The sequence below is a fragment of the Polaromonas sp. Polasp52 genome (assembly GCF_059491565.1).
In genome coordinates this window covers 4,925,723-4,949,123 of the sequence record NZ_CP168513.1, presented here as the reverse complement: position 1 = coordinate 4,949,123, position 23,401 = coordinate 4,925,723, and the positions used below count along the sequence as shown (strand labels likewise).

At 65.1% G+C, this 23,401-nt stretch carries 16 protein-coding genes; 4 read left to right on the top strand and 12 right to left on the bottom strand.

Annotated elements, in window-relative coordinates:
- Positions 1 to 100: 100 nt before the first annotated feature.
- From ACEN9P_RS23160 to mltG, 6 genes are all read right to left on the bottom strand, one after another.
- Complete coding sequence (locus tag ACEN9P_RS23160; protein WP_495620587.1) at positions 101 to 769, bottom strand: ankyrin repeat domain-containing protein; 669 nt, start codon at positions 767 to 769, stop codon at positions 101 to 103.
- Positions 769 to 1,566 (bottom strand): TatD family hydrolase, encoded by a 798-nt coding sequence (locus tag ACEN9P_RS23155; protein ID WP_495620586.1) that lies wholly within the window; start codon positions 1,564 to 1,566, stop codon positions 769 to 771. Before ACEN9P_RS23155 ends, ACEN9P_RS23160 begins: the two co-directional genes overlap by 1 nt.
- A 92-nt stretch (positions 1,567 to 1,658) precedes the next feature.
- A complete protein-coding gene (locus ACEN9P_RS23150; protein ID WP_007874426.1) occupies positions 1,659 to 2,039 on the bottom strand; it encodes a PilZ domain-containing protein in 381 nt (126 codons plus the stop codon).
- Positions 2,040 to 2,101: 62 nt separating this feature from the next.
- Positions 2,102 to 3,205, bottom strand: coding sequence for a DNA polymerase III delta subunit-related protein (locus tag ACEN9P_RS23145; protein ID WP_477663143.1), 1,104 nt, complete (start codon positions 3,203 to 3,205; stop codon positions 2,102 to 2,104).
- Complete coding sequence (gene tmk, locus ACEN9P_RS23140; RefSeq protein ID WP_495620585.1) at positions 3,202 to 3,897, bottom strand: dTMP kinase; 696 nt, start codon at positions 3,895 to 3,897, stop codon at positions 3,202 to 3,204. The genes ACEN9P_RS23145 and tmk overlap by 4 nt, the downstream gene beginning before the upstream one ends.
- A 2-nt stretch (positions 3,898 to 3,899) precedes the next feature.
- Positions 3,900 to 4,907 carry an endolytic transglycosylase MltG gene (gene mltG / locus ACEN9P_RS23135; protein WP_477663141.1) on the bottom strand — a complete coding sequence of 336 codons (1,008 nt, stop codon included), beginning with the start codon at positions 4,905 to 4,907 and terminating at the stop codon, positions 3,900 to 3,902.
- A gap of 85 nt (positions 4,908 to 4,992) precedes the next feature.
- Between mltG and ygfZ the strand changes: the two genes are divergently transcribed.
- Positions 4,993 to 5,931 carry a CAF17-like 4Fe-4S cluster assembly/insertion protein YgfZ gene (ygfZ, locus tag ACEN9P_RS23130; RefSeq protein WP_495622223.1) on the top strand — a complete coding sequence of 313 codons (939 nt, stop codon included), beginning with the start codon at positions 4,993 to 4,995 and terminating at the stop codon, positions 5,929 to 5,931.
- Between the two features lie 5 nt (positions 5,932 to 5,936).
- The gene (locus tag ACEN9P_RS23125) at positions 5,937 to 6,755 is read left to right on the top strand and encodes an NRDE family protein (RefSeq protein WP_495620584.1); all 819 of its coding nucleotides are present in this window, start codon (positions 5,937 to 5,939) and stop codon (positions 6,753 to 6,755) included.
- Here the strand turns inward: ACEN9P_RS23125 and ACEN9P_RS23120 are convergent.
- Together ACEN9P_RS23120 and ACEN9P_RS23115 are read right to left on the bottom strand one after the other, a co-directional pair.
- On the bottom strand, positions 6,742 to 7,599 hold the full coding sequence (locus ACEN9P_RS23120; RefSeq protein ID WP_495620583.1) for a YbgC/FadM family acyl-CoA thioesterase: 858 nt from the start codon (positions 7,597 to 7,599) through the stop codon (positions 6,742 to 6,744). The genes ACEN9P_RS23125 and ACEN9P_RS23120 overlap by 14 nt on opposite strands.
- Positions 7,600 to 7,612: 13 nt before the next feature.
- On the bottom strand, positions 7,613 to 8,569 hold the full coding sequence (locus ACEN9P_RS23115) for an alpha/beta hydrolase (RefSeq protein WP_495620582.1): 957 nt from the start codon (positions 8,567 to 8,569) through the stop codon (positions 7,613 to 7,615).
- Between the two features lie 175 nt (positions 8,570 to 8,744).
- On the opposite strand from ACEN9P_RS23115, the gene gbd reads away from it, so the two are divergent.
- Positions 8,745 to 9,881, top strand: a complete 1,137-nt coding sequence (gene gbd / locus ACEN9P_RS23110) for a 4-hydroxybutyrate dehydrogenase (RefSeq protein ID WP_495620581.1) — start codon at positions 8,745 to 8,747, stop codon at positions 9,879 to 9,881.
- Between the two features lie 124 nt (positions 9,882 to 10,005).
- Here gbd and ACEN9P_RS23105 read toward each other — a convergent pair whose 3' ends face one another.
- Positions 10,006 to 14,889 carry a cadherin-like domain-containing protein gene (locus ACEN9P_RS23105; protein ID WP_495620580.1) on the bottom strand — a complete coding sequence of 1,628 codons (4,884 nt, stop codon included), beginning with the start codon at positions 14,887 to 14,889 and terminating at the stop codon, positions 10,006 to 10,008.
- A gap of 219 nt (positions 14,890 to 15,108) precedes the next feature.
- Positions 15,109 to 18,144 (bottom strand): calcium-binding protein, encoded by a 3,036-nt coding sequence (locus ACEN9P_RS23100; RefSeq protein ID WP_495620579.1) that lies wholly within the window; start codon positions 18,142 to 18,144, stop codon positions 15,109 to 15,111.
- A 517-nt stretch (positions 18,145 to 18,661) separates the two neighbouring features.
- On the opposite strand from ACEN9P_RS23100, the gene ACEN9P_RS23095 reads away from it, so the two are divergent.
- Positions 18,662 to 19,768, top strand: a complete 1,107-nt coding sequence (locus ACEN9P_RS23095; protein ID WP_495620578.1) for a porin — start codon at positions 18,662 to 18,664, stop codon at positions 19,766 to 19,768.
- Between the two features lie 4 nt (positions 19,769 to 19,772).
- Here ACEN9P_RS23095 and ACEN9P_RS23090 read toward each other — a convergent pair whose 3' ends face one another.
- The gene (locus tag ACEN9P_RS23090; protein ID WP_495620577.1) at positions 19,773 to 20,858 is read right to left on the bottom strand and encodes a patatin-like phospholipase family protein; all 1,086 of its coding nucleotides are present in this window, start codon (positions 20,856 to 20,858) and stop codon (positions 19,773 to 19,775) included.
- Between the two features lie 80 nt (positions 20,859 to 20,938).
- Positions 20,939 to 23,311 (bottom strand): Tex family protein, encoded by a 2,373-nt coding sequence (locus ACEN9P_RS23085; RefSeq protein WP_495620576.1) that lies wholly within the window; start codon positions 23,309 to 23,311, stop codon positions 20,939 to 20,941.
- Between the last annotated feature and the right edge of the window lie 90 nt (positions 23,312 to 23,401).

Sequence of the window (23,401 nt, the reverse complement as noted above, 5' to 3'; positions counted from 1 at the left end):
AACTGAATCAAGGGCCCGTTTGGCGCTCTGGTCAGCTTGGCTGGGCTCGGCCTTGCTGGGCCGCACGAATCGCCGCAGCCCGTTTACGCTCACCGTAGGCTCACCATTGCCCAGCCGGCCGCTTCTTCCGGATCGCGGCGGCGATGGCCTCGACGGCGTCCGGGCGATTGGCTTGCTCGGCGAACTGCAAGGCGGTCAGGCCTTGCTGGTTCTTGAGCTGGGGGTCGGCGCCTTCTTCCAGCAGCAGCTTGACGGCCGCCGGCGTGCCGTACATGGCGGCCATCATCAGCGGCGTCGTGCCGTTGGGCGACTCGGCGTCGATATAGGCGTTGTTCTCCAGCAGCAGGCTGATGATGGCCACGTTGCCGTTGCTGGCGGCATAGTGCAGCGGCGCCCAGCCGGTCTTGTTGACGTCGGCGCCCCTTTTGATCAGCTTTTCGGCCAGCGCCTGGTGGTCCTTGAGCGCGGCCAGCATGAGGGCGCTTTCATCCTTGCTGTTGAGGATGTTGACGTCGGTCTTGGGCCAGGCGATCAGCACCTCGGCGACCTTGGGCGAAGGTTCGCGCAAGGCCAGGTACAAGCCGGTCAGGCCCGCCGGGTTCAGGGTGTTGGGGTCAAAACCGCGCCGCAGCAGGTTCTGGATGACGGCGGGATTGTCCTGCCGTATGGCCGCGAAAAAGTCTTCGTAGGAGCCAGCATTCGCCGCAGAAAAACCAATAAGAACAATAAGATAAATTGCCTTCTTAAAGTATTGGATGAGGTTTTTCATCAGACTTTGACCCCGCTGAAAAGTTGCTCGAAGTTGCGGCTGGTGGCCTCGGCAATGGTTTGCAGCGGTTGCTGCGTCAGCTCCGCGATCTGCTTGGCCACAAAGGGGACGTAAGACGGGTTGTTGGTCTTGCCGCGGTAAGGCATGGGCGCCAGGTAGGGGCTGTCGGTCTCTATCAGCATGCGGTCCAGTGGCACGAATTGCGCCACTTCGCGCAGATCGGCCGCATTCTTGAAGGTCAGGATGCCGGAAAACGAGATGTAAAAGCCCAGGTCCAGTGCCGCCCGGGCCACGGCCAGGGTTTCAGTAAAGCAATGGAAAACACCGGTGGCGGCGCCCGGCTGCCCCACGCTGCCGCCCTCCTCCTTGAGGATGGCAATCGTGTCGTCAGACGCGCTGCGGGTGTGGATGACCAGCGGCTTGGCCGTCTGGCGGGCCGCGCGTATGTGTACCCGAAAGCGCTCGCGCTGCCATTCCATGTCGGCCACGGTGCGCTCGCCCAGGCGGTAATAGTCCAGCCCGGTTTCGCCTATGCCGACCACCTTGGGCAGCGCGGCGCGCTGCAGCAGGTCGTCCAGGCTGGGTTCACGCACGTCCTCGTTGTCGGGGTGCACACCCACGGTGGCCCAGAAGTTGTCATAGCCTGTGGCCAGGGCGTGGACGGTCTCGAACTCTTCCAGGGTGGTGCAAATGCACAGCGCCCGGTCGACCTGGGCGTCCTGCATGGCCTGGCGGATTTGCGGCAGCTGGGCCTGGAGCTCGGGAAAGCTTAGGTGGCAATGGGAGTCGGTGAACATGGCGCAAGGGCTCTGGATGGGTGCCGCTATCCCACTATATAGAGGGACAGGGGGCGAAAGGCATGGAAAGCGGGGCGCGGCCGCCGCTTCGCTTAAATCGTCTGGGTGGGCCGGTCGGAGGCCAGGTGCGCGCCCAGGATTTCCTCGATCTTGATCTTGAGCAGGCGGGATTTCTCGTCGGACGGGAAACGCACGCCCACGCCCTGGGTGCGGTTGCCGGCCGCCCTGCCCGGCGTGACCCAGGCCACCTTGCCGGCCACCGGGTAGCGCTGCGTGTCTTCGGGCAGCGTCAGCAGCACGTAGACGTCGTCGCCGAGCTTGTAGTCGCGTGCGGTGGGAATGAAGACGCCGCCTTCCTTGAACAGCGGGATGTAGGCGGCGTACAAAGCCGCTTTTTCCTTGATGGCCAGCTGGACGACGCTGGGCCGGGCGCCGGCGGCTGCGGGGGAACTGGCGGGGGGCGTTGTGCTCATGGCGCTAGTTTATCGGTTTGAAGGCGGCGGTGTCGGCAATTGCGGGATGAATGGCGGGCTTTTTATTTGGCATTGAGCGCCAGCCGGGCGCGGCTGACCAGCGACTCCAGCATCAGGCCCGGGTTGTAGGGGTGCTCCACAGTGCGTGCGATGGCCGCCAGCTCGCGCGACCAGCTGGCCAGCGCATACAGCCCGGCGCCCGCCTTGCCGGCCGCGGCCGACAGGTCGGCGGCGCTGAAAAACCGCGGCGCGGCGCCCATGCGCACGGCCAGCACATCGTGGCAAAGCTTTTGCAGCGCGTCCACCGCCTGGGCCGGCGCCCAGTCCGACAGGGCGCTCACGTCGCCGCGCGCCATGGCTTTGGGCAGGGCCTGCCAGTGCTGGGCCGCTTCGCCGGGCGGCGCATCCTGGGCCCAGGCCAGCGCGTCGGCCGGGCGCCCGCCCGAGGCGACCAGCAGGGTTTGCAGGTCGGCCGGCTTGGGCGCGGGTGCGGCTTTTTTGGCACTGCCGCCCTCGCCCGCCTGGTCGATTTCCTGCTGCAGCCAGCCCAGCGCGAGCTCAAAATCCGGCCAGACCATGGTGTGGCCCAGGCAGCGGCTGCGTATGGTGGGCAGCAGCTGGTGGGCCGCATCGGTGGCCAGGATGAATTTGACCGCCCCGGGCGGTTCTTCCAGCGTCTTGAGCAGGGTGTTGGCCGTCACGTTGTTCATGCGCTCGGCCGGGAACACCAGCACCACCTTGGTCGTGCCGCGCGAACGCGTGAACTGGGTAAAGGACACGGCCTCACGCGCGGCGTCGACCTTGATTTCCTTGCTGGGCTTGCGCTTCTTGCTGTCGAGCTCGTCCTGGGTTTTTTCGTCCAGCGGCCAGCCCAGCGCCAGCGACAGGGTCTCGGGCATCAGCATGCAAAGGTCGGCATGGGTGTGCACGTCGACCGCATGGCAGCTGCCGCAGTGCCCGCAAGCGCCTTGCGGCGTGGGTTCTTCGCACAGCCAGGCGCGGGCCAGCGCCAGCGCGAGCTCGAACTGGCCCAGGCCGGACGGCCCGCTGAGCAGCCAGGCGTGGCCGCGCTGCACCAGCAGGCTTTCCAGCTGGGTTTGCAGCCAGGGTGCCAGCGGCGGGTTGTTCGATACGGCCGCGCCGTCCACGGTGTCGGTGTCGCTCATGGCAGCCAGCCCTTGGCCATAAAGACCTGGCGCACCGCCTGCCAGACTTCGTCGCGGGACTTGGCGGCGTCTATGCGGGCAAAACGCTCGGGGTGGTTTTTCTGCCGGTCGGCATACCCCTGCGCCACGCGGCGGAAAAACTCCAGCGGCTGGGCTTCAAACTTGTCGGGCACACGCGCGCCGGCCAGGCGCAAGGCGGCTTCTTCGGGCGCCAGGTCGAACCAGACCGTCAGGTGCGGCTCGATCACGCTTTCCACGCCGGGCTTCATGGGTGTGTTGCCGGCCGGGTCGCCCAGCAGGCCTTCGTCGGACTGCACCCATTGCTCCAGCGTGGCCAGCAGCTTCAGGTCAAAGCCGCGGCCCGCGCCCTGGTAGGCAAAGGTGGCGTCGGTGAAACGGTCGCACAGCACCACCTCGCCGCGCAGCAGCGCCGGGGCGATCACATTGACGATATGGTCGCGCCGCGCCGCGAAGATCAGCAGCGCTTCGGTCAGCGGATCCATGGCGTCGTTGAGCACCATGGCGCGCAGCTTTTCGGCCAGCGGCGTGCCGCCGGGCTCGCGCGTCAGCGTCACCGCCCTGCCCTGATCTTTAAAAGCCTGGGCCAGGCCCGCGATGTGCGTGGACTTGCCGGCGCCGTCTATGCCTTCGAAGCTGATAAAGAGGCCATGCACGGGATGCTTTGAATGCATGGCTACTGGCCTCTTATATATTTGTTGACGGCCCGGTTGTGCTCGTCCAGGCTGCTGCTGAACTGGCTGCTGCCGTCGCCGCGCGCCACAAAGTAGATGGCCTTGGTGGGCGCCGGCTGCACCGCGGCCAGCAAGGCGGCCCGGCCGGGCATGGCGATAGGCGTGGGCGGCAGGCCGGCGCGGGTATAAGTGTTGTAAGGGGTGTCGGCCAGCAGGTCGCGTTTGCGCAGGTTGCCGTCGAACTTGCTGCCCAGGCCGTAGATCACCGTCGGGTCGGTTTGCAGCAGCATGCCCAGGCGCAGCCGGTTGCTGAAAACACCGCCTATCTGCGGCCGGTCCGAGGGCTTGCCGGTCTCTTTTTCGACAATGCTGGCCAGGATCAGCGCCTCATCCGGGGTTTTGAGCGGAGTGTCCGGGCTGCGCAGCGACCAGGCGGCATCCAGTCGCTTGTCCATGGCGCGCGCCGCGCGTTTGAGCACGGCCAGGTCGCTGGAGCCCTTGGCATAGGTGTAGGTGTCGGGGAAAAAGCGGCCCTCGGGGTGCACGCCGGGTTTGCCCAGTTTTTCCATGATGGCTTCGGGCGCCAGGTTCAGCGTGTCGGGCGACAGCTGCTCGGCTTTTTGCAGGGCCGCGCGCACCTGGGTAAAGGTCCAGCCCTCGACCAGCGTCACGCTTTTGAGGGCTTGATCACCGCGCACCAGCATGCTGAGCAGCTTTTGCGGCGTGGTGCCGGGCGCCAGTTCATAGCTGCCGGCCTTGATCAGCCGACCCTGGCCCGAAAAACGGAACCAGGCATGGAGCAAGACCGCCGGCACATCGGCGCCGCTGGCGACTATGGTTTCAGCCACACCGCTGGCGGGCGTGCCGGGCTCGATTTCCAGGTCCACCACCTGGCTGCCGGGCGCCAGGCGCAGCGGAATCGGCTCGTGCAGCCACCACAAGCCCGCACCGAACAACAGCAGGGCGCCGGCAAATACCAGTATCAAGAGACTTGTAAAGACACGACGCACAACCCAGCTACCTTTTCTGTACAGAACGCAAAAGCCGAGGCCTATGATAATTCAGCCCATCTCCCCACCGACCGTGAAGACCCCCATGACCCTGCCCAGCACCGCCCACCCGATTTCCGGCACCACCGAACTGACGCACCTGGGCGTCATCCGCGTCACGGGCGACGATGCCGTCACTTTCCTGCAGGGCCAGCTCACGCAGGATGTGGCGCTGATGGCTGACAACGAAGCCCGCCTGGCGGCTTTCTGCAATGCCAAGGGCCGCATGCAGGCCAGCTTTGTGGTCTTCAGGCGCGGCGCGGACCTGCTTTTGGTCTGCAGCCGCGACATCCTGCCCGCCACACTCAAGCGCCTGTCCATGTTTGTGCTGCGCGCCAAGGCCAAACTCAGCGATGCCAGCGCGGAATTCGCCTTGTACGGCGTCGCCGGTGCCGCCGTGGCCCAGCTTGCGGGCCGCGCCGGCGCTTTGTGGGAAAAAGCCGAAATCGGCGAAACCAGCCTGGTGTTTTTGCATCCCGGCGCCGGCCAGGCGCGCGCACTGTGCTGCCTGCCGGCCGGCTCGCCCGCGCCCCAGGGCTCACCCATCAGCCTGGCCGACTGGCAATGGTTGGGTGTGCGCTCCGGCATTGCGATGATCACCCAGCCCATCTTCGAGGCCTTTGTGCCGCAGATGCTGAACTATGAATCCGTGGGCGGCGTCAACTTCAAGAAAGGCTGCTACCCCGGCCAGGAAATCGTGGCGCGCAGCCAGTTCCGCGGCACGCTCAAGCGGCGTGCTTATGTCGCCCACACCGCCGGAACACCTGCGGTCGGCCAGGAAGTGTTCCATGCCTCCGATGCCTCCCAGCCCTGCGGCCTGGTCGCCGCGGCCGCCCCCAACCCGGCCGGCGGGTTTGACGCCATTGTTTCCATGCAGACCTCCGCGGCGGCTGATGCGGCGGACGGCCGCCTCACCTTGGGAAGCGCCTCGGGCGAAGCCCTGACCCTGCTCCCCCTGCCCTACGCGCTGCTCGAAGACATCTAGCCTTTATGTGCCTGGTTGCATTCGCCGTCGGCGCTTCCGACCGCTGGCCGCTGCTGATCGCGGCCAACCGCGATGAATTCCTGGAGCGGCCCACCCTGCCGCTGGCGCGCTGGCAGACCGCCTCCGGCCAGGAAATCATCTCGGGCCGCGACCTGCGCGCCGGCGGCACCTGGATGGGCATCACGCCAGCCGGCCGTATCGCTTTTTTGACCAATGTGCGCCAGGCCCAGCCCGAGGCCGCGCCGCGCTCGCGCGGGGAGCTGGTCACGCGCTGGCTCGAAGGCGCCGGCGACGCGGCGGATTTTGTGGCGGCGCTGGAGGGTAATGGCGCGGCCTTTGGCGGCTTTAACCTGGTGCTGGGCGATTTGCGGCAAAAAGCCTGGACCTGGGTGACCAACAGATATGAGGGTACGCCGGCCTTGCATGCCCAGGCTTTGGCGCCCGGCCTCTACGGCCTGTCCAATGCCGGGCTGGACACGCCCTGGCCCAAAACCCTGGAACTCAAGCGCGTGCTGGCGGCCGCCTTGCAAAGCGGCGACGGCCCCGAGGGCCTGCAAAAGCTATGGACGGCGCTGGGCAACCGGCAGCGCGCCTTGCCCGCGGACCTTCCGCATACCGGCGTGCCGCCCGAACTGGAAGAAGCGCTCTCCAGCGCCTTTGTCGAGGTACCGGGGCGCGGCTACGGCACGCGCTGCAGCACCGTGCTGCTGGCGACGGCCTCCGGCAGCGGCTGGAACATCGAGCTGGAAGAGCGCAGCCACGGCCGCGAAGGCCCGGCCGCCGTAGCGGTGCACCGCGAGCAATTCAGCATCAAGGCGCTTTGACCATCTCTATGTGCGGGATGCCGACTTCCTCAAACGGCTCGCCGCGCGGCATAAAGCCCAGGCGCTGGTAAAAGCCCTCTGCGCTGCGCTGGGCATAGAGCATCACCTCGCGGTCACCACGCTCGCGCGCCGCGTCCATCAGCGCCCGCAAAATGTCACTGCCCACGCGTGAGCCGCGCAGCGCATGGTGCACCGCCATGCGGCCTATCTTGCCCACGCCCTCGGCCTGCCGCACCAGCCGACCGGTCGCGATGCCCTGCCCCAGGCCGTTGTAGGCCACGGCATGCAGGGCCGTACTGTCGGCTTCGTCCCATTCCATCTCCATGGGAATGCCCTGCTCCTGCACAAACACCGCCGTGCGCACCTTGCCGGCGTCGGCACCCAGCGCGGCCCAGCCGCCGGTCTTGAGCTGCAGCATGGCTTCGCCGGCTTCATACCCCGTCAGCACGCGGCGCAAGGCCTCGGGCACCGGTTTGGAGGTCTGCGAGGCCGGGTCGGCAAACACATAGACCAGCTCGCAGCTGATCAGCAGCGCGTCGCCGCGAAAGATCGCGCCCGTAAACGCCATCGATGAATTGCCGATGCGCGCGCACTTGAGCGCCACGTCGACCTGCTCGTCAAACCGCGCCGAGCCGTGGTATTCCAGCGTGGCTTTTTTGACATAAAGGTCGCCGCCCAGATGCACCATGGCCTCTTCATAGGGCAAGGCCAGCGCGCGCCAGTAGTCGGTGATGGCTGTGTCGAAGTACATCAGGTAGTGCGCGTTGAACACGATTTTTTGCATGTCCACCTCGGCCCAGCGCACGCGCAGGCGGTGGAAAAAGCGGAAGTCCTGTCGTTTCATCCGTTTCGTCTCCTTATCCGTCCAGCCCGAAGGCGCCGCGCAGCGCCGCCGCCGCATCGGCATGGGCGCGCCTGGCCTCGGGAATGATGCGGCCCATCTTGATGAACTCATGCGTCACGCCGCGGTAAATCTCCAGGTCCACCGCCACGCCGGCCGCGCGCAGCTTGTCGGCATACATCACGCCCTCGTCGACCAGCGGGTCACATTCGGCCAGGCCCACCCAGGCCGGCGCCACGCCGTCCACGTCGGGCGCATTGAGCGGCGCAAAACGCCAGTCCTCGCGATCCGCCGGGCCGCGCACATACTGGCTGAAGAACCATGTGATGTCGGCTTCGCTGAGCACAAAACCCTCAGCGAATGTCTTGTGCGAAGCCGTGTCCTGGTGGGCGGTGCAGCCCGGGTAAATCAGCAGCTGCAGGGCCAGCGGCAGGCCGGCATCGCGCGCCAGCACCGCGCACATGGCGGCCAGCGTGCCGCCCGCGCTGTCACCGCCCACGGCGATGCGCGAAGCATCCAGGCCCCGCGAAGCGCCGTTGGCGGCCAGCCACTGCAGCGCATCCCAGGCATCGTTGGCCGCCGTCGGGAATTTGTGCGCCGGCGCCAGCCGGTAGTCCAGCGAGACCACGGCAATGCCGGCCAGCAGGCTTAACTGGCGGCACAGGATGTCGTGCGTGGCGACACTGCCCACCGTGAAGCCGCCGCCATGGAAAAACAGCAGCACCGGCAGCGCCTGCTCCGACGGCGCATACAGCCGCGCACCCAGCAATTCGCCGTCGCGCGCGGGAATCTGTAAATCCTCCACCCGGGCCAGCGCGGGCTTGGGGATTTCGAGCACGCCGGCACCGGCCGCATAGGCGGCGCGGGCCTGGTCCGGTGTTTGGGTATGGAAGGCCGGGCGATTGGCGCGCGCGATGCGGCTCAGCACATCGCGCATGGCGGGGGTCAGCAGGGTTTGCGGGTTGGGCGGCATCAGTGAAAGCTGGGGGCGGCAGCGCGGGCGCTATCGCCAAGGTGACGGGAACAGGCGTTGGCATGCGGGGGATTCTGGCAAAAGGGGTAAAAGGGACAAAGGGCCTTGAAAGCCATTAAAGTCAGCGCAAAGACCCGCATCGCCCCCAATCGTACAACGCAGAAAGACCGCCCGCATGGCCTTCATTTATTACGTCACCCAGATCCAGTTCGAGTTCGGCGCCGTGAAGCTGCTCAAGCAGGAATGCGAACGCGTGGGCATCACGCGACCGCTCATCGTGACCGACCCCGGCGTCAAGGCGGCCGGCATTTTGCAAAAAGCGCTGGACGCCCTGCCCGGCATGAAAGTCACGGTCTTCGACCAGACACCTTCCAACCCGACCGAGGCCGCCGTGCGCGCCGCCGCCGAACTCTACAAGGCCAGCGGCTGCGACGGCCTGGTCGCCGTGGGCGGCGGCTCGGCCATCGACTGCGCCAAGGGTGTGGCGATTGCCGCCACGCATGAAGGGCCGCTCACCACCTACGCCACCATAGAAGGCGGCTCACTCAAGATCACCGAGCGCGCCGCGCCGCTGATCGCCGTGCCCACCACCAGCGGCACCGGCAGCGAGGTCGCGCGCGGCGCCATCATCATCGTGGACGACCACCGCAAGCTGGGTTTCCATTCCTGGCACCTGGTGCCCAAAACCGCGATCTGCGACCCCGAACTCACGCTGGGCCTGCCCGCCAAACTGACGGCCGCCACCGGCATGGACGCCATCGCGCATTGCATGGAGACCTATATGTCGGCCGCCTTCAACCCGCCGGCCGACGGCATTGCGCTGGACGGCCTGGAACGCGGCTGGGCCCACATCGAGCGTGCCACGCGCGACGGCAGCGACCGGGAAGCGCGCTTCAATTTGATGAGCGCGTCCATGCAGGGCGCCATGGCTTTCCAGAAAGGCCTGGGCTGCGTGCATTCCTTAAGCCACAGCCTGGGCGGCGTGGACCCGCGCCTGCACCACGGCACGCTCAACGCGATGTTCCTGCCGGCGGTGGTGCGCTTTAACGCCGGGGCCGAATCCGTGCAAAAAGACAGGCGCCTGGACCGCATGGCCCGCGCCATGGGCCTGGCCTCGGGCGGCGATATTGCCGAAGCCATCCGCGACATGAACGCCCGCCTGGGCCTGCCGACCGGGCTGGCGGCCATGGGTGTTGAGCGTGAACAATTCGGCCAGATCATCACCGGTGCGCTGGCCGACCATTGCCACAAGACCAACCCGCGCATTGCGACGGCGCAGGAGTATGAGGACATGCTGGCGGCTTCGCTGTAAGCAGATCGCGGCATGCCGCGCGGCTGTCTTGGGGAAACCCCAAGAGGTCCGGGCGATGGATGATGCCGCCCGGAAATCTCGGCCAGGCCCTCGAGCTCCCCGGTTTGCCCGGAGGCCAACTGCCTCAGTGCCAGTTGGCCGCGATCACGGGGGCGAGTGCCGTCTGGTAGGCCGGCGGCAGCGTGGTCTGCCCGGGGGCCGGGGGCGCAAAAGCGGCCATGGCCTGGACCAGTTTGTCGACATCGGTGTCCTTTAGAACGCGGCCATTGCGGTCAACGATCGACGAAAGCTGGTGCCCGCCCGTAAACCAATCCTTCACTAACACCATGTCAGCCGCGCCGATGATGCCGATCTGCAGATAGGTCTCTTCGCCATGGCTGAACCGCAGCTGGCTAGCCTCCGCACACATAAAAACCAGAGTATCTGAACCGCCGCCATTACCGAGGAGCCAGTCGGTTCCATGACCTAACTCGGAGTGACGGTAGACATCGTTACCCGGCCCTCCAATCAGTTGGTCGTCACCAGCCATACCGTCCAATATGTCGTTGCCTCCATTGCCCCACAAGTCGTTGCTCATTTCATCGCCCACCAATGTGTTATTCAATTCATTGCCATAGCCCGAGCTGTACACGTAATTGGTCATGAGGGTGAGATTCTCCACATTGTCGGGCAAGGCATACGAAAAAAAGCTTAGCACCGTGTCGATGCCTTGGTTGACATATTCGATCACCCGGTCAGAGTTATCGTTCACCACAAAAGTATCGTTGCCGATACCGCCATAAAACGTGTCCCCGCCCGCTCCGCCGTCCATGACGTCGTAACCGTCTCCCCCCATCAGCTGATCGTTTCCCTCGCCGCCATTGAGGGTGTCATCGCCATACCCGCCCTCCATCGTGTCCCCGCCCGTTCCGCCGTTCACGACGTCGTGACCGCCTCCACCCATCAGCTGATCGTTTCCCTCGCCGCCATTGAGGGTGTCGTTGCCATACCCGCCCTCCAGCGTGTCCCTCCCCGTTCCGCCGTTCAAGACGTCGTTACCGTCCTGGCCGTACAAGCTGTCGTCATCCTCATCGCCGTAGCCAGTGTCATCACCATCCTGGCCGTACAACGTGTCGTTACCCATGCCACCTCCGAGGGTGTCGTTGTCTTCATCACCAAACAGCTTGTCAAAGCCATTACCGCCGAACAACTGGTCACTGCCACGTTGTCCACCCATCGTGTCATTTCCATCTTCCCCATACATCCTGTCGTTATTGCCTCCACCCAGCAGCTGATCGTTACCCAAGCCGCCCATGAGGGCATCGTTGTCATCCCCGCCGTACAGGACGTCGTTGCCCGCGTACCCTTGCAAGTAATTGGACGACGTCGCATTGCCCTGAATTATGTTGTCCAGTTCATTGCCATAGCCAACGCCTGCCCTCCCTGTGAGGATGAGCATCTCCACGTTCGCACTCAAGATGTAGGAGTCGACACTGCTTAGCACCCAGTCAATGCCCTCTTCGTAGTATTCGAACACTTGGTCATAGGCGCTGTCTACACGGTAAATATCGCCACCCAAACCGCCATAGAGCACGTCGTCGCCCCCCCGGCCGTCCAGCGTGTCGTCGCCCTCGTAACCGAACAAGCCGTTGGACGTCGCGGTGCCCAGAATTGTGTTGTTCAATCCGTTGCCGTAGCCAACGAGGGCCTCTCCCGCGAGGGTGAGGTTCTCCACATTGGCCGCGAGGATGTAGGCTGCGGCAAAGCTGGTGACGGTGTCGTTGCCTTCATCCACGTTCTCCACGACCATATCCTCCCTAAGGTTTACGGTGTAACTGTCGTTGCCCGCCAGTCCTACAAGCTTGTCGACGCCTGGCGTGCCAGGCAGCGTATCGTCGCCGGCCGTGCCGACCATCAAGTTGACCTCCCCGGTGGCGGTGCTGACCTTGCCTTCCGGGTAGCCGCCAACATCGGTGTAGCTGACGGACACACATACCTTCCGGCCGGCCAGGTTGGGCTCGAGCAGGAGGCTGGCCGCGTTGGCCCCCACAATGTTGCTCCAGGTGATGCCGTCCGCCGAGCTTCGCCATTGATAGGCAATGTCGACGATTGGGCCGTCCACATCGGCCAGCGTGCTAGTGACGCTCAGGGTGTCGCCCTGCTGCACCAGGGTAGCGGCGGTCACGACCGTGCTGCCCTTCATCAGGCTGATTCCACCTGTGACCAAGTCGTTGACCGGGATGAGGTTAAAGCTCTGGGTGGCCGACGTGATCGCCGTGCCATCGCTGACGCTATAACCCAGGGTGATAGGGCCGTTGTAGTTGGCGGTGGGCGTCAAGGTCCAGCGTTTGTTGACGGGATCGAAGGCCGACAGCGTACCGTTGGTGGCGTTCAGGTAGTCGACCGACAGTGCATCACCCTCCTGGTCGGTAAAACCGGCCAACAACTCGCTCTCCATGATGGTGTAGGCCTTGTCTTCCGTGCCGCCCGCCAGCACCGCTTTGGCGCCGGTCAGCGCGGGCGCGTCGTTGACGGCCGCCAGCGTAAAGCTCTGGGTGGCTGTGGTGTCCAGCATGAAGGCCGACGGCATGCCGTTGGTGCTCAACGTGGTCGCCGGGTGGTCACCGACGCCGTAAGTCAGGGTGACAACGCCGTTGTAGTTGGCGGTGGGCGTCAAGGTCCAGCATTTGTTGACGGGATCAAAGGCCGACAGCGTGCCGCTGGTGGCGTTCAGGTAGTCGACCGACAGTGCATCACCCTCTGGGTCGGTAAAACCGGCCAACAGCTCGCGCTCCATGATGGTGTAGGCCGTGTCTTCCGTGCCGCCCCCCAGCACCGCTTTGGCGCCGGTCAGCGCGGGCGCGTCGTTCACGGCCGCCAGCGTAAAGCTCTGGGTGGCCGCAGTGGTCAACGTGCCGTCGCTGACGCCGTAATTCAGCGTGACAAGGCCGTTGTAGTCGGCGGTAGGCGTGAAGGTCCAGCGTTCGTTGGCGGGATCGAAGGACAGCGTGCCGTTGGTGGCGCTCAGGTTGACGACCGACAGGGTATTGCCATCGACGTCGTAAAAGCCGGCCAAGAGGTTGGCCGTCGTATTGGTGTAGGCCGTGTCCTCCCAGCCGGACGCCAGGACGGCCTTGGCGCCGGTCAGCCTGGGCGCGTCGTTGACCGGCGTGACGTTAAATTCCAGGGTCCTGGACACGGTGTCAAACGCGCCGCGCTGGTCCATGACCGAGAATTTGAAGCTGGGGCCACCGTAGAAGTTAGCCTTCGGGCTGTACACCAGCCTGCCCGCATCCAGGTCGGCGGCGCTGACGACTTGCGCTGCCGTGACATTGACACCATTGAGCTTGAGCCCGCCGGCCTCCAGGGCCGGCAGGGTGTCAATGCGCATGCCGCCCAAGCGGTCACCGGTATCGACATCGGTGTAGCCCAGGTCAGCGCCCTTGATCACATAGCTGCTGTCTTCGCTCATGGTCACGATCTTGTACGCCCCGGCGGGCGCATCGTTGACAGCCGTGACAGCGATCTTGACCTGCACGGGCGTGGCCGATTCGGCGCCGCCGCTGTCCCTGGCCACGGCGGTGAACGCATTGAGCGTTCCGTTGGCGTTGAGCGCCGGCGTCCAGTAGGCCTTGCGCGCCGCATCCACCGTGTTGTTGCTTGCGGCGTTCCAGGCTGTGGCCGTGGCTGCATCCGCCCCTATCTTCAGGCTGCCGCTGCTGACGGCCTTCACCACAAAGGACGCCACCGTGCCGTCCACGTCGGCCTCGTTGCCCTGGGCCTGCAGCTGCGCCAGCGTGATCTGTGCCTCGCTGTCCTCATTGACCGTCGCCACTGCCGCCGCAAACGCCGTCAGCGTGGGCGCGTCATTGACCGGCCTGACGTCAAAGCCCAGGGTCCTGGACACGGCGTCAAACGCACCGCCCTGGTCCCTGACCGAGAACCTGAAGCCGGCATTGCCATTGACATTGGCCAGCGGGCTGTACACCAGCTTGCCGGCCGCCAGATCGGCGGCGGTGACCACTTTGTTAAGGACGACATTGACACCATTGAGCCTGAGCCTGCCGGCCATCACGTCCGGCAGGCTGTCAATGCGCACGCCGCTCAGGCTGTCGCCGGCATCGACATCGGTGAAGCCCAGGTCGGCGGCCGTGATCGTGTAGCTGCCGTCTTCATTCAGGGTCACGGCCTTGTTCGCGCCGGTGGGCGCGTCATTGACGTTGGCCACTGGCGCCGTGGCCGCGCTGGTCCGGCTTTCCAGCGTGCCGCCGCCATCGGTATAACTGGCCACCACGCTGATTGCCTTGCCCACCTGGGCCTGGCCCAGGGTCAGCGTGGCGCCTGTGGCGCCGGCAATCGCCGTACCCGCGGCCAGCCACTGGTAGCTCACCGTGCCCTTGCCATCCACATCGGCCAGGGTGTTGGCCGCCGTCAGGACCTGATTCTGGGTGGGCGTTCCGCTGAGGGTGACCGTGCCCGTGGGCGCGTCGTTGACCGGCCTGACGTCAAAGCCCAGGGTCCTGGACACGGTATCAAACGCACCGCCCTGGTCCCTGACCGAGAACCTGAAGCCGGCATTGCCGTTGACATTGGCCAGTGGGCTGTACACCAGCTTGCCGGCCGCCAGCTCGGCGGCGGTGACCACTCGGTTGACGGCGACATTGACACCATTGAGCCTGAGCCTGCCGGCAGCAGTGGCCGGCAGGCTGTCAATGCGCACGCCGTACAGGCTGTCGCCGGCATCGGCGTCGCTAAAGCCCAGGTCGGCGGCGGTGATCGTGTAGCTGCCGTCTTCGAACAGGATCACGATCTTGTTCGCGCCGGTGGGCGCAGTGTTCACGGCCGCGGCCGATTTGGCGCCGCTTCCCGGCGCGCCAAAAGCATCCCCCCAAACCTCAAAAAAGACTTGCTCCTCACCCCACGCCTGTGCGCCAGGGTCAAAGGTCTCGCCGGTCTCGCCCGGTTTCTTCTTGAGGGGCTTGGCCGAGGGGTTTTGTGATGCGAGGCTGCTTGCCAGTGTCTGGGTCATTTTGTGTCCTTGGATAAAGGTGTGATGGTGTGATGGGGTCGGGGTGCTTTTTCAGCACGCTGTTGCGCCGGGGCGCTCGGTTGGGGATGCATCAGGAAGAGGTCTTTTTACTCAATACGCCTGAGACCAATCTACGCATCGCGACGGCGCAGGAGTATGAGGAGATGCTGGGGGCTTCACTCTGAATCACAGGCGCAGGACCCCCAGCCGCTCACAGCACTATGTGGTTTGCCAGTTGGCCGCTATCACAGGCAAAAGCACCCTCAGGTACTCCTCCGGCAGCTCGGTCTGCCCGGGGGGCGGCGGTGCGAAAGCGGCCATGGCCTGCACCAGGTTGTCGACATTGGTATCCCGCAGGGTCTGGCCGATGCTGTTCGTGATTAGCTCTACGTGGTAGGACGAGCCCAGATACCAGTCTCTCACTGTGACCTTGTTGCCGGTGCCGATGAGGCTGAATTCCAGGTCGTTGGACAGCCTGCGCAGCCAGACCACGGTGGCGTTGGTGTTGGCACCCTCAAAATACAGGACATCCTGGCTGCCATCCGCCCCGTCGTTTTCCTGTAGCACATCCACCCCGTCACCGGGCCTGAAATAGTAGATGTCCGAGCCGGTCCCACCGGCAAGGGTGTCGTTGCCATAGCTGCCTGCCAGCAAGTCGTTGCCCTCATTGCCATAAACCCTGTCGAAACCATCGCCGGCCAAAAGGACGTCAGCATCGTTTCCGCCGCTCAGGGTATCGTCACCGACTCCGCCGTTCAGCCAGTCCTCGCCTTCGTCGCCCTGCAGGCTGTCGTTGCCGCCTTCGCCGTAAAGGGAGTCGTTGCCGGTCTGGCCAAACAGGCTGTCGTTGTTCGCGCCGCCCCACAGGGTGTCGTTGCCCGCGTCGCCATTGAGCCGGTCATCACCCGCCTGGCCATACAGGATGTCATGGTCATTACCGCCCGACATCGTGTCGTTGCCAAGGTCGCCATTGAGCCAGTCGCTGCCGGCTCCGCCGTCCAGCCTGTCATCGCCGGCATTGCCGCTCAATTGGTCGTTGCCCGCCTGGCCGTAGAGGATGTCGTTCTGGGCGCCGCCTACCAGGGTGTCGTCGCCGTCCCCGCCGTCCAGGGCATCGTCGCCCTCATCGCCCTGCAGGCTGTCGTTGCCGCCTTCGCCGTACAGCTTGTCGTTGCCGGTCTGGCCGAACAGGCTGTCGTTGTTCGCGCCGCCCCACAGGGTGTCGTTGCCCGCATCGCCATTGAGCCGGTCATCGCCCGCCTGGCCGTAGAGGATGTCGTTCTGGGCGCCGCCTAGCAGGGTGTCGTTGCCGTCCCCGCCGTCCAGGGCATCGTCGCCCTCATCGCCCTGCAGGCTGTCGTTGCCGCCTTCGCCGTACAGCTTGTCGTTGCCGGTCTGGCCGAACAGGCTGTCGTTGTTCGCACCGCCCCACAGGGTGTCGTTGCCTACGTCGCCATTGAGCCGGTCATCGCCCGCCTGGCCATTCAAGATGTCGTTGCCGTCGCCGCCCGATGCCGTGTCGTTGCCGTTCTCGCCATTGACCGTGTCATCGCCCGCCTGGGCATAGAAGCTGTCGTTGCCATTGCCGCCTAGCAGGGTGTCATTGCCGGCTCCGCCGTCCAAGGCATCGTCGCCTTCATCGCCTTGCAGGCTGTCATTGCCGTTTTCGCCGTACAGCTTGTCGTTGCCGGCCTGGCCGAACAGGCTGTCGTTGTTATCACCACCCCACAGGGTGTCGTTGCCCGCGTCGCCATTAAGCCGGTCATCGCCCGCCTGGCCATACAGGATGTCGTTGTTATCGCCGCCCGAAATTGCGTCATTGCCGTTCCCACCGTCGATCGTGTCATCGCCCGCCTCTCCCTGCGCAGTGTCATGGCCATCGCTGCATGACAGCACATTCGCTTTGCCGTCGCCGGTTATGTCGCACCCGTGGGCATATCCAGACTGGAAATTGCTCAAACGCACATTCTCAATGTCTTCCAGAGAATCGGTGAAATCCCAATCGAAGTTATCACGCTGTACCGCCCAGCCCTCGAGTAGGTTGACCCTGATATACCTGATCTGCTCTCCATTCACCCCGTAGTCCACTGTGTCGATGCCCAAGCCACCTTTCACGGTAGTGGCTGGGCCTCGGATGATCAAGGTATCGTTACCATCGCCGCCGTACAGACTGTCGCTCTCCAACTCCAGAAAGTCTTTGCTAGCACCGCCGTCCAGACTGTCGTTGCCATCACCGCCAAACAGGGTGTCTTTGCCAGCGCCGCCGTTAAGCCGGTCATCGCCCGCCTGGCCATCCAAGATGTCGTTACCATCGCCGCCCGATGCCGTGTCATTGCCATCGCCGCCGTACAACCCATTGGCGGCGCCGGAGCCAAACAGAGTGTCGCCCAACGGGGTGCCGATCACGGCCTCGATCTGGGCCACCGTATCGACAATGGTCGTGCCCCCGAACACTTTGCCAATCGTGCCGGCGGCCAGGTTGGCATTGATGGCGCCGGCCATACCGTTGCCGCCATAGTCCACTGTGTCGAAGCCGTCCCCGCCGTTCAGTACGTCGCTTACGCGCTCCATAGCCTGAACTATCCGGTCGTTCCCGTTGTCGCCGTTAACGGTGTCCTTGCCCAGGCCACCCCACAGAATGTCATCGTGGTCGCCGCCCCACAGGATGTCATCGCCGTCACCCCCCTCAAGGGTGTCACGGCCGGAGTCGCCACTCAGGAAGTCCTGGCCCGTGCCACCGTCCAGGTAGTCGTTCCCGTTGTCGCCGTCGACGGTGTCCTCGCCCAGGCCGCCCCTGAGGGTGTCATCGTCGTTGTGGCCCCACAGGCGGTCATTGCCGTCGCCCCCCTCAAGGACGTCACGGCCGGAGCCGCCATCCAGGAAGTCGTGGCCCGCGCCACCGTCCAGGTAGTCGTTCCCCCACCAGCCCGCCAGGGTATCGTTGCCGCCCAGGCCGGATATCTGGTCGTTATAGTCGGTGCCTTCCAGGTTGTCATCGCCTGGGGTACCGATGATGGTCCTCCCTCCCCCGCTAGCGAGCCCGACCATCAAGCCTTCGTCGGAGGCCCCGGCATTCCATCCGGCGCCGCTTCCCGGCGCGCCGAATGCATCCCCCCAAACCTCAAAAAAGACTTGCTCCTCACCCCACGCCTGTGCGCCGGGGTCGAAGGTTTCATCCGCTTCGCCCGGTTTCTTCTTGAGGGGCTTGGCCGAGGGGTTTTGCGCTGCGAGGCTGCTTGCCAGTGTTTGAGCCATGTTGTTTCCTTGGGTGATGGTGTGCTGCTGGGTCGGGGTGCCTTTTCACCGCCCTGTTGCGCCGGGGCGCTTGGGCGGGGGATGCACTGAAAGGAGTTCTTTTTTATTCAAGATGCCTGCACGCTTACCACCCATGCAATGCTTTGGTGCTAGGTCTCAGGCCGGCGAATTATGGACATGCCGCCACAAAAACAAGGAGGCGCTTTGTCTTTTGGCGGGCATTGTTTGAACGATTTCCGGCTTTCTTGCGCCGGTGCCGCGGGCAATGGCCGTGGTGGGCCTGCCGGCCAGGGGTGGCCCAGAGCGGCCGTGGCCGGGGCCTTCAACCGAATATGGTTACGTTTCATAACCATAAACGGGCGACTTGGCAAGAGTCTATTTACTTATTATTTATAACCAAAATCCCGTTACGCTTCGGCTTGTGGTTAACGATTTCCACGCTGGCGGGTTGCGGGCGCATGGCCTCGGCCGGACGCCGGTCGCTAAGCACGCCGGATCAACAACATCAGGAGACATCATGAAGACCCAATTGTTCGCACTTTCGGTGCTGTCAGCCGCCAGCTGCGCGGTGCAAGCCCAGAGCTCCGTCACGGTGTATGGCGCGCTCGATTCCTACCTCGAGCTGGCCTCCGCGGGCAACGGCACGGTGACGCGCGTCTCCAGCGGCGGCGCCATGGGCTCGCGCTTCGGCTTTCGCGGCACGGAAGACCTGGGCAGCGGCCTGAAGGCGAACTTCATCCTGGAAGCCGGCATTTTGATGGACACGGGCGCCAGCACCGGCACCGCCACCGTCCCGACCAGCACCGTGCCGACGGGCGCCGCCTATATCTTCCAGCGCCTGGCGACGGTGGGCCTGAGCGGCGACTTCGGCGCCGTCAACATAGGCCGGCAATACACGCCGCACTTCGGCACCATGGCGGCGTTTGACCCGGCCGGTTTCACCATGTCGGGCGCCCTGAATTACTACGCCGGCCCCGGCGTGGGCATCAACGGCGGCTCGCTGGCCGACGCGACCACGCGCCGCGACAACTCCATCCAGTACACCACGCCGACCTGGGGCGGCTTCAAGGCCAATCTGTTCTACGCCTTCGGCGAATCAAACGGCGCGGGCGGCCAGCCCAAGTCCACCGGCAACACGCTCAATATCGCGGCCGGCTACAGCAGCAGCACGCTGTCGGCGCAAGCGAGCTACATGACGGAAAAAACCATTTACATCGTCGGCAACACCGACAAGTACACCGTCCTGGCGGCGTCCTACGATTTCGGGGTGGTCAAGCCTTCGGCGATTTTTGTGCGCCGCCGCGGCGACATGGCCGGCGCGCCCGCCCTCGACGCCTACCAGATCGGCGCCTCGGCGCCCCTGGGCGTCGGCAAGCTGATCGCCACTTACGGCCAGCTCAAAAACAAGACCACGGCGAATTCGGACTCCAAGGCCATTGGCGTGCGCTACGACTACCCGCTGTCCAAGCGCACCACGATTTACGGCGGCGTGACAAAAATCAGCAACCAGGCCAATGCCGGCTACACCATCAGCGGCGGCGGCGGCAGCTCGCCAGGGCTGGCGCTGTCGGCCGTCGGCCAGAGCCCGAAATCGGTGTACGCGGGTATCGCGCACATGTTCTAAACGGTCAGAGCGTGCCCAGCTTCCCCAGGTCGGGCCGCGCCAGCCAGGCCTGCCATTCCTCGGCCAGCTGCGCGCTGGCCGCGGTGGCCGCGCTCCAGGCTTTCACCCTGGCCTGCATGTCCGGCCCGTAGCGCACAAAGTCCTGGCGGTCGGGCAGCTTGGCATTGGGCAGGGTTTTGATCCAGTCCGGGTCGGGCGCCAGCAGCACCATGTTGTCCAGGAAGTGGGTGGCCTTGTGGCGCCACTTGAGGCCTTTGTCCAGCCAGCCGGGCACCACCGATTTCTGGAAGTGCGGATACAGCACCAGGCCGGCGCCGCCCGCCGCGCCTTGGGCGCTGTAGTTCAGGTGCAGGTGGTAGTCGGTGATGCCGCCATCCCAGTAGGCGCCGGGCGGCCCGCCGGGCACGTTGTGCACCGAGCGCAGCACAAAGGGAATCGAGCAGCTGGCTTGCAGCGCGGGCTGGAAGTTGTCTTCGCTGAGGTCCACTTGGCGCGTGCGGTAGTCGCCGGTGGCGAAAGGCAGTTTCACACCGGGCGTGGAAAACACCACACGCTCCAGCCAGGCGCCCATGGCCTTGCGGTGCAGGCTGTTGGTCAGGAAGGCGCCTAAATAGCCCAGCGGCGTGGCGACTTTGTGTTCACGGCCCAGCATGTGTCGCCCGCGCGAGGTCACGATGTGCAGCCTGTAGCGCGGGTGCTGCAGCACCTCCTGCACGCGGCCGCCGTAAAAGGCCTTGAGGCTCTCGCCGAACTGCTCGCTCACCCTGTCCGCGGTCGGGCGCTTCTGGCCGGGCTGCAATTCATAGTGCTGGTGGATGTAGTCGTCCTCCAGCCGCGAGAAGCCGGCCGCCGGGTCCTTCAGGCAGGCGGTGGCCATGCGCCAGGCGCCTATCGACGCGCCGACCAAATGGACGGGATGGTCGGTCTGCGCCAGCCACTCGCCAAAGATAAAACGGTCCAGCGCGCCCAGGATCAGGCCCTTGGGGCCGCCGGCCGCGCCCGGCACCACGCCGATGTCCCTGGCCTGCAGGCCGTTTTGTTCAATGTGCCGGCGCGCCTTGGGGCCGGCGTAGATGCGTAGGGCTTTCATGGAGCGTGGAGTGTCGGGCGTATTGGAGCATCAAGCCGGTGGCGCGCTTGTCCTTTGCGGGACGGCCGCGCCCTGCCCGCTTATTTCTTGAGCGCTGCCAGCTTGCTGAAGGCCGATTCCATGGCCGTGGCGGCCGCCGGTTGCGGCGCGCCGCGCCCGCCGCCGTAATTGCCACCATAGTTGCCGCCGCGGCCCTGCCCGCCGGGCCGCGCGCTTTCAAAGCGGTTGTCGCGCGGGCCGTCGCGGCGCGCCGGCGCGGCGTCCAGCTTCATGGTCAGGCCTATGCGCTTGCGCGCCACGTCGACCTCGGTCACGCGCACCTTGACGATGTCGCCGGTCTTGACGACTTCGCGCGCGTCGTTGACGAACTTGTTGGCGAGCTGGCTCACATGGACCAGGCCGTCCTGGTGCACGCCGATGTCGACAAAGGCGCCGAAGGCCGCGACGTTGCTGACCGTGCCTTCCAGCGTCATGCCTTCCTTGAGGTCCTTGATGTCTTCCACGCCCTCGTTAAAGCGCGCCACCTTGAAGTCGGGGCGCGGGTCGCGGCCGGGTTTCTCGAGTTCGGTCAGGATGTCCTTGACGGTGATCACGCCGAACTGTTCATTCGCGAACAGCTCGGGCTTCAGGGTCTTGAGCATCTCGGCGCGGCCCATGAGCTCGGCCACCGGCCTGCCGGTGTGGGCCATGATTTTTTCGACCACGGGGTAGGTTTCGGGGTGCACGCCGGTCATGTCCAGCGGGTTGCTGCCGCCGCGCAGGCGCAAAAAGCCCGCGCTCTGCTCAAAGGTCTTGGCGCCCAGACCGGTCACCTTGAGCAAATCGGCGCGCGAGGCAAAAGCGCCGTTGGCATCGCGCCAGCGCACCACCGACTTGGCCACGGTTTGCGACAGGCCCGAGACGCGCGCCAGCAGCGGCACGCTGGCGGTGTTGAGGTCCACGCCCACGCTGTTCACGCAGTCCTCGACCACGGTGTCCAGGCTGCGCGCCAGGTCGCTCTGGTTGACGTCGTGCTGGTACTGGCCCACGCCTATCGACTTCGGGTCTATCTTGACGAGTTCGGCGAGCGGGTCTTGCAGACGCCGCGCGATGCTGGCCGCGCCGCGCAGGCTCACGTCCACGTCGGGCATTTCCTGCGAGGCGAATTCGCTGGCCGAGTAGACCGAGGCGCCGGCTTCGCTGACCACGACTTTTTCAATGACCTGCTCCACCTTGGCCATGCCCTTGATCAGGTCGGCGGCGAGTTTGTCGGTTTCGCGGCTGGCCGTGCCGTTGCCGATGGCGATCAGGTTGACGCCGTGTTTTTCGCAGAGTTTGGCCAGGGTGTGCAGCGAGCCGTCCCAGTCCTTGCGCGGCTCGTGCGGGTAGACGGTGGCGGTTTCCACCAGCTTGCCGGTGGCGTCGACCACCGCCACCTTGACGCCGGTGCGTATGCCCGGGTCCAGGCCCATCACCACACGCGGGCCGGCGGGCGCGGCCAGCAGCAGGTCGCGCAGGTTGTCGGCAAACACCTTGATCGCGACTTTTTCGGCTTCCTCGCGCAGGCGGGTGAAGAGGTCGCGCTCCAGCGAGAGGCTGAGCTTGACGCGCCAGGTCCAGGCCACGGCCTTGCGGATCAGGTCGTCGGCCGGCCGCGCCTTGTGGCTCCAGCCCAGGTGCAGCGCGATCTTGCCTTCCGCGATGCTGGGTTTGCCGGGCTCGGCTTGTTCCGGCAGCAGCAGCTTGGCGTCCAGGATCTCCAGCGCGCGGCCGCGGAACACCGCCAGCGCGCGGTGCGAAGGCACGCGGCCTATCGGCTCGTCGTACTCGAAGTAGTCGCGGAATTTGCTGTTGTCGGCGTTGTTCTCGTCCTTGCCGGCCACCAGCTTGGAGCTGAACAGCCCTTCGCTCCACAGCCAGTTGCGCAGCGACTGCACCAGGCCGGCATCTTCGGCCCAGCGCTCGGAGAGGATGTCGCGCACGCCGTCCAGCACCGCCTGCACGGTGGTGAAGTCGTCGCCGCTTTCGTTTTTCTCGGCCTTCACAAAGGCCGCGGCCTCGTCGGCCGGCACCAGCGACGGGTCGGCGAACAGCTTGTCGGCCAGCGGCTCTATGCCGGCTTCGCGCGCGATCTGGCCCTTGGTGCGGCGCTTGGGCTTGAAGGGCAGGTACAGGTCTTCCAGGTCCTGCTTGGTGGCGGCAAATTCAATGGCCGCGCGCAACTCGGGTGTGAGCTTGCCCTGCTCCTCGATGCTTTTGAGCACGGCCTCGCGGCGCTCTTCGAGCTCGCGCAGGTAACCGAGCCGGTATTCGAGTTCGCGCAGCTGGATGTCGTCGAGCCCGCCGGTGGCCTCCTTGCGGTAGCGCGCGATAAAGGGAACGGTGGCGCCGCCGTCCAGCAGCTCCACGGCTGCCTTGATCTGGTGTTCCTGGACTTTGATTTCTGCCGCGATCTGGCGGATGATTTTTTGCATATCGGAAAAAAGTGGCTGGAAAGGCTAAAGAAGGTGAAACGGATGAACGGATGAAACGGGATCGGGCGGCCGCAGGCGCGGGACTCGCGA

Coding starts and splice junctions, on each gene's coding strand:
- ACEN9P_RS23160 (WP_495620587.1), bottom strand. CDS start 769: ATGAAAAACCTCATCCAATACTTTAAGAAGGCAATTTATCTTATTGTT.
- ACEN9P_RS23155 (WP_495620586.1), bottom strand. CDS start 1,566: ATGTTCACCGACTCCCATTGCCACCTAAGCTTTCCCGAGCTCCAGGCC.
- ACEN9P_RS23150 (WP_007874426.1), bottom strand. CDS start 2,039: ATGAGCACAACGCCCCCCGCCAGTTCCCCCGCAGCCGCCGGCGCCCGG.
- ACEN9P_RS23145 (WP_477663143.1), bottom strand. CDS start 3,205: ATGAGCGACACCGACACCGTGGACGGCGCGGCCGTATCGAACAACCCG.
- tmk (WP_495620585.1), bottom strand. CDS start 3,897: ATGCATTCAAAGCATCCCGTGCATGGCCTCTTTATCAGCTTCGAAGGC.
- ygfZ (WP_495622223.1), top strand. CDS start 4,993: ATGACCCTGCCCAGCACCGCCCACCCGATTTCCGGCACCACCGAACTG.
- ACEN9P_RS23125 (WP_495620584.1), top strand. CDS start 5,937: ATGTGCCTGGTTGCATTCGCCGTCGGCGCTTCCGACCGCTGGCCGCTG.
- ACEN9P_RS23120 (WP_495620583.1), bottom strand. CDS start 7,599: ATGAAACGACAGGACTTCCGCTTTTTCCACCGCCTGCGCGTGCGCTGG.
- ACEN9P_RS23115 (WP_495620582.1), bottom strand. CDS start 8,569: ATGCCGCCCAACCCGCAAACCCTGCTGACCCCCGCCATGCGCGATGTG.
- gbd (WP_495620581.1), top strand. CDS start 8,745: ATGGCCTTCATTTATTACGTCACCCAGATCCAGTTCGAGTTCGGCGCC.
- ACEN9P_RS23105 (WP_495620580.1), bottom strand. CDS start 14,889: ATGACCCAGACACTGGCAAGCAGCCTCGCATCACAAAACCCCTCGGCC.
- ACEN9P_RS23100 (WP_495620579.1), bottom strand. CDS start 18,144: ATGGCTCAAACACTGGCAAGCAGCCTCGCAGCGCAAAACCCCTCGGCC.
- ACEN9P_RS23095 (WP_495620578.1), top strand. CDS start 18,662: ATGAAGACCCAATTGTTCGCACTTTCGGTGCTGTCAGCCGCCAGCTGC.
- ACEN9P_RS23090 (WP_495620577.1), bottom strand. CDS start 20,858: ATGAAAGCCCTACGCATCTACGCCGGCCCCAAGGCGCGCCGGCACATT.
- ACEN9P_RS23085 (WP_495620576.1), bottom strand. CDS start 23,311: ATGCAAAAAATCATCCGCCAGATCGCGGCAGAAATCAAAGTCCAGGAA.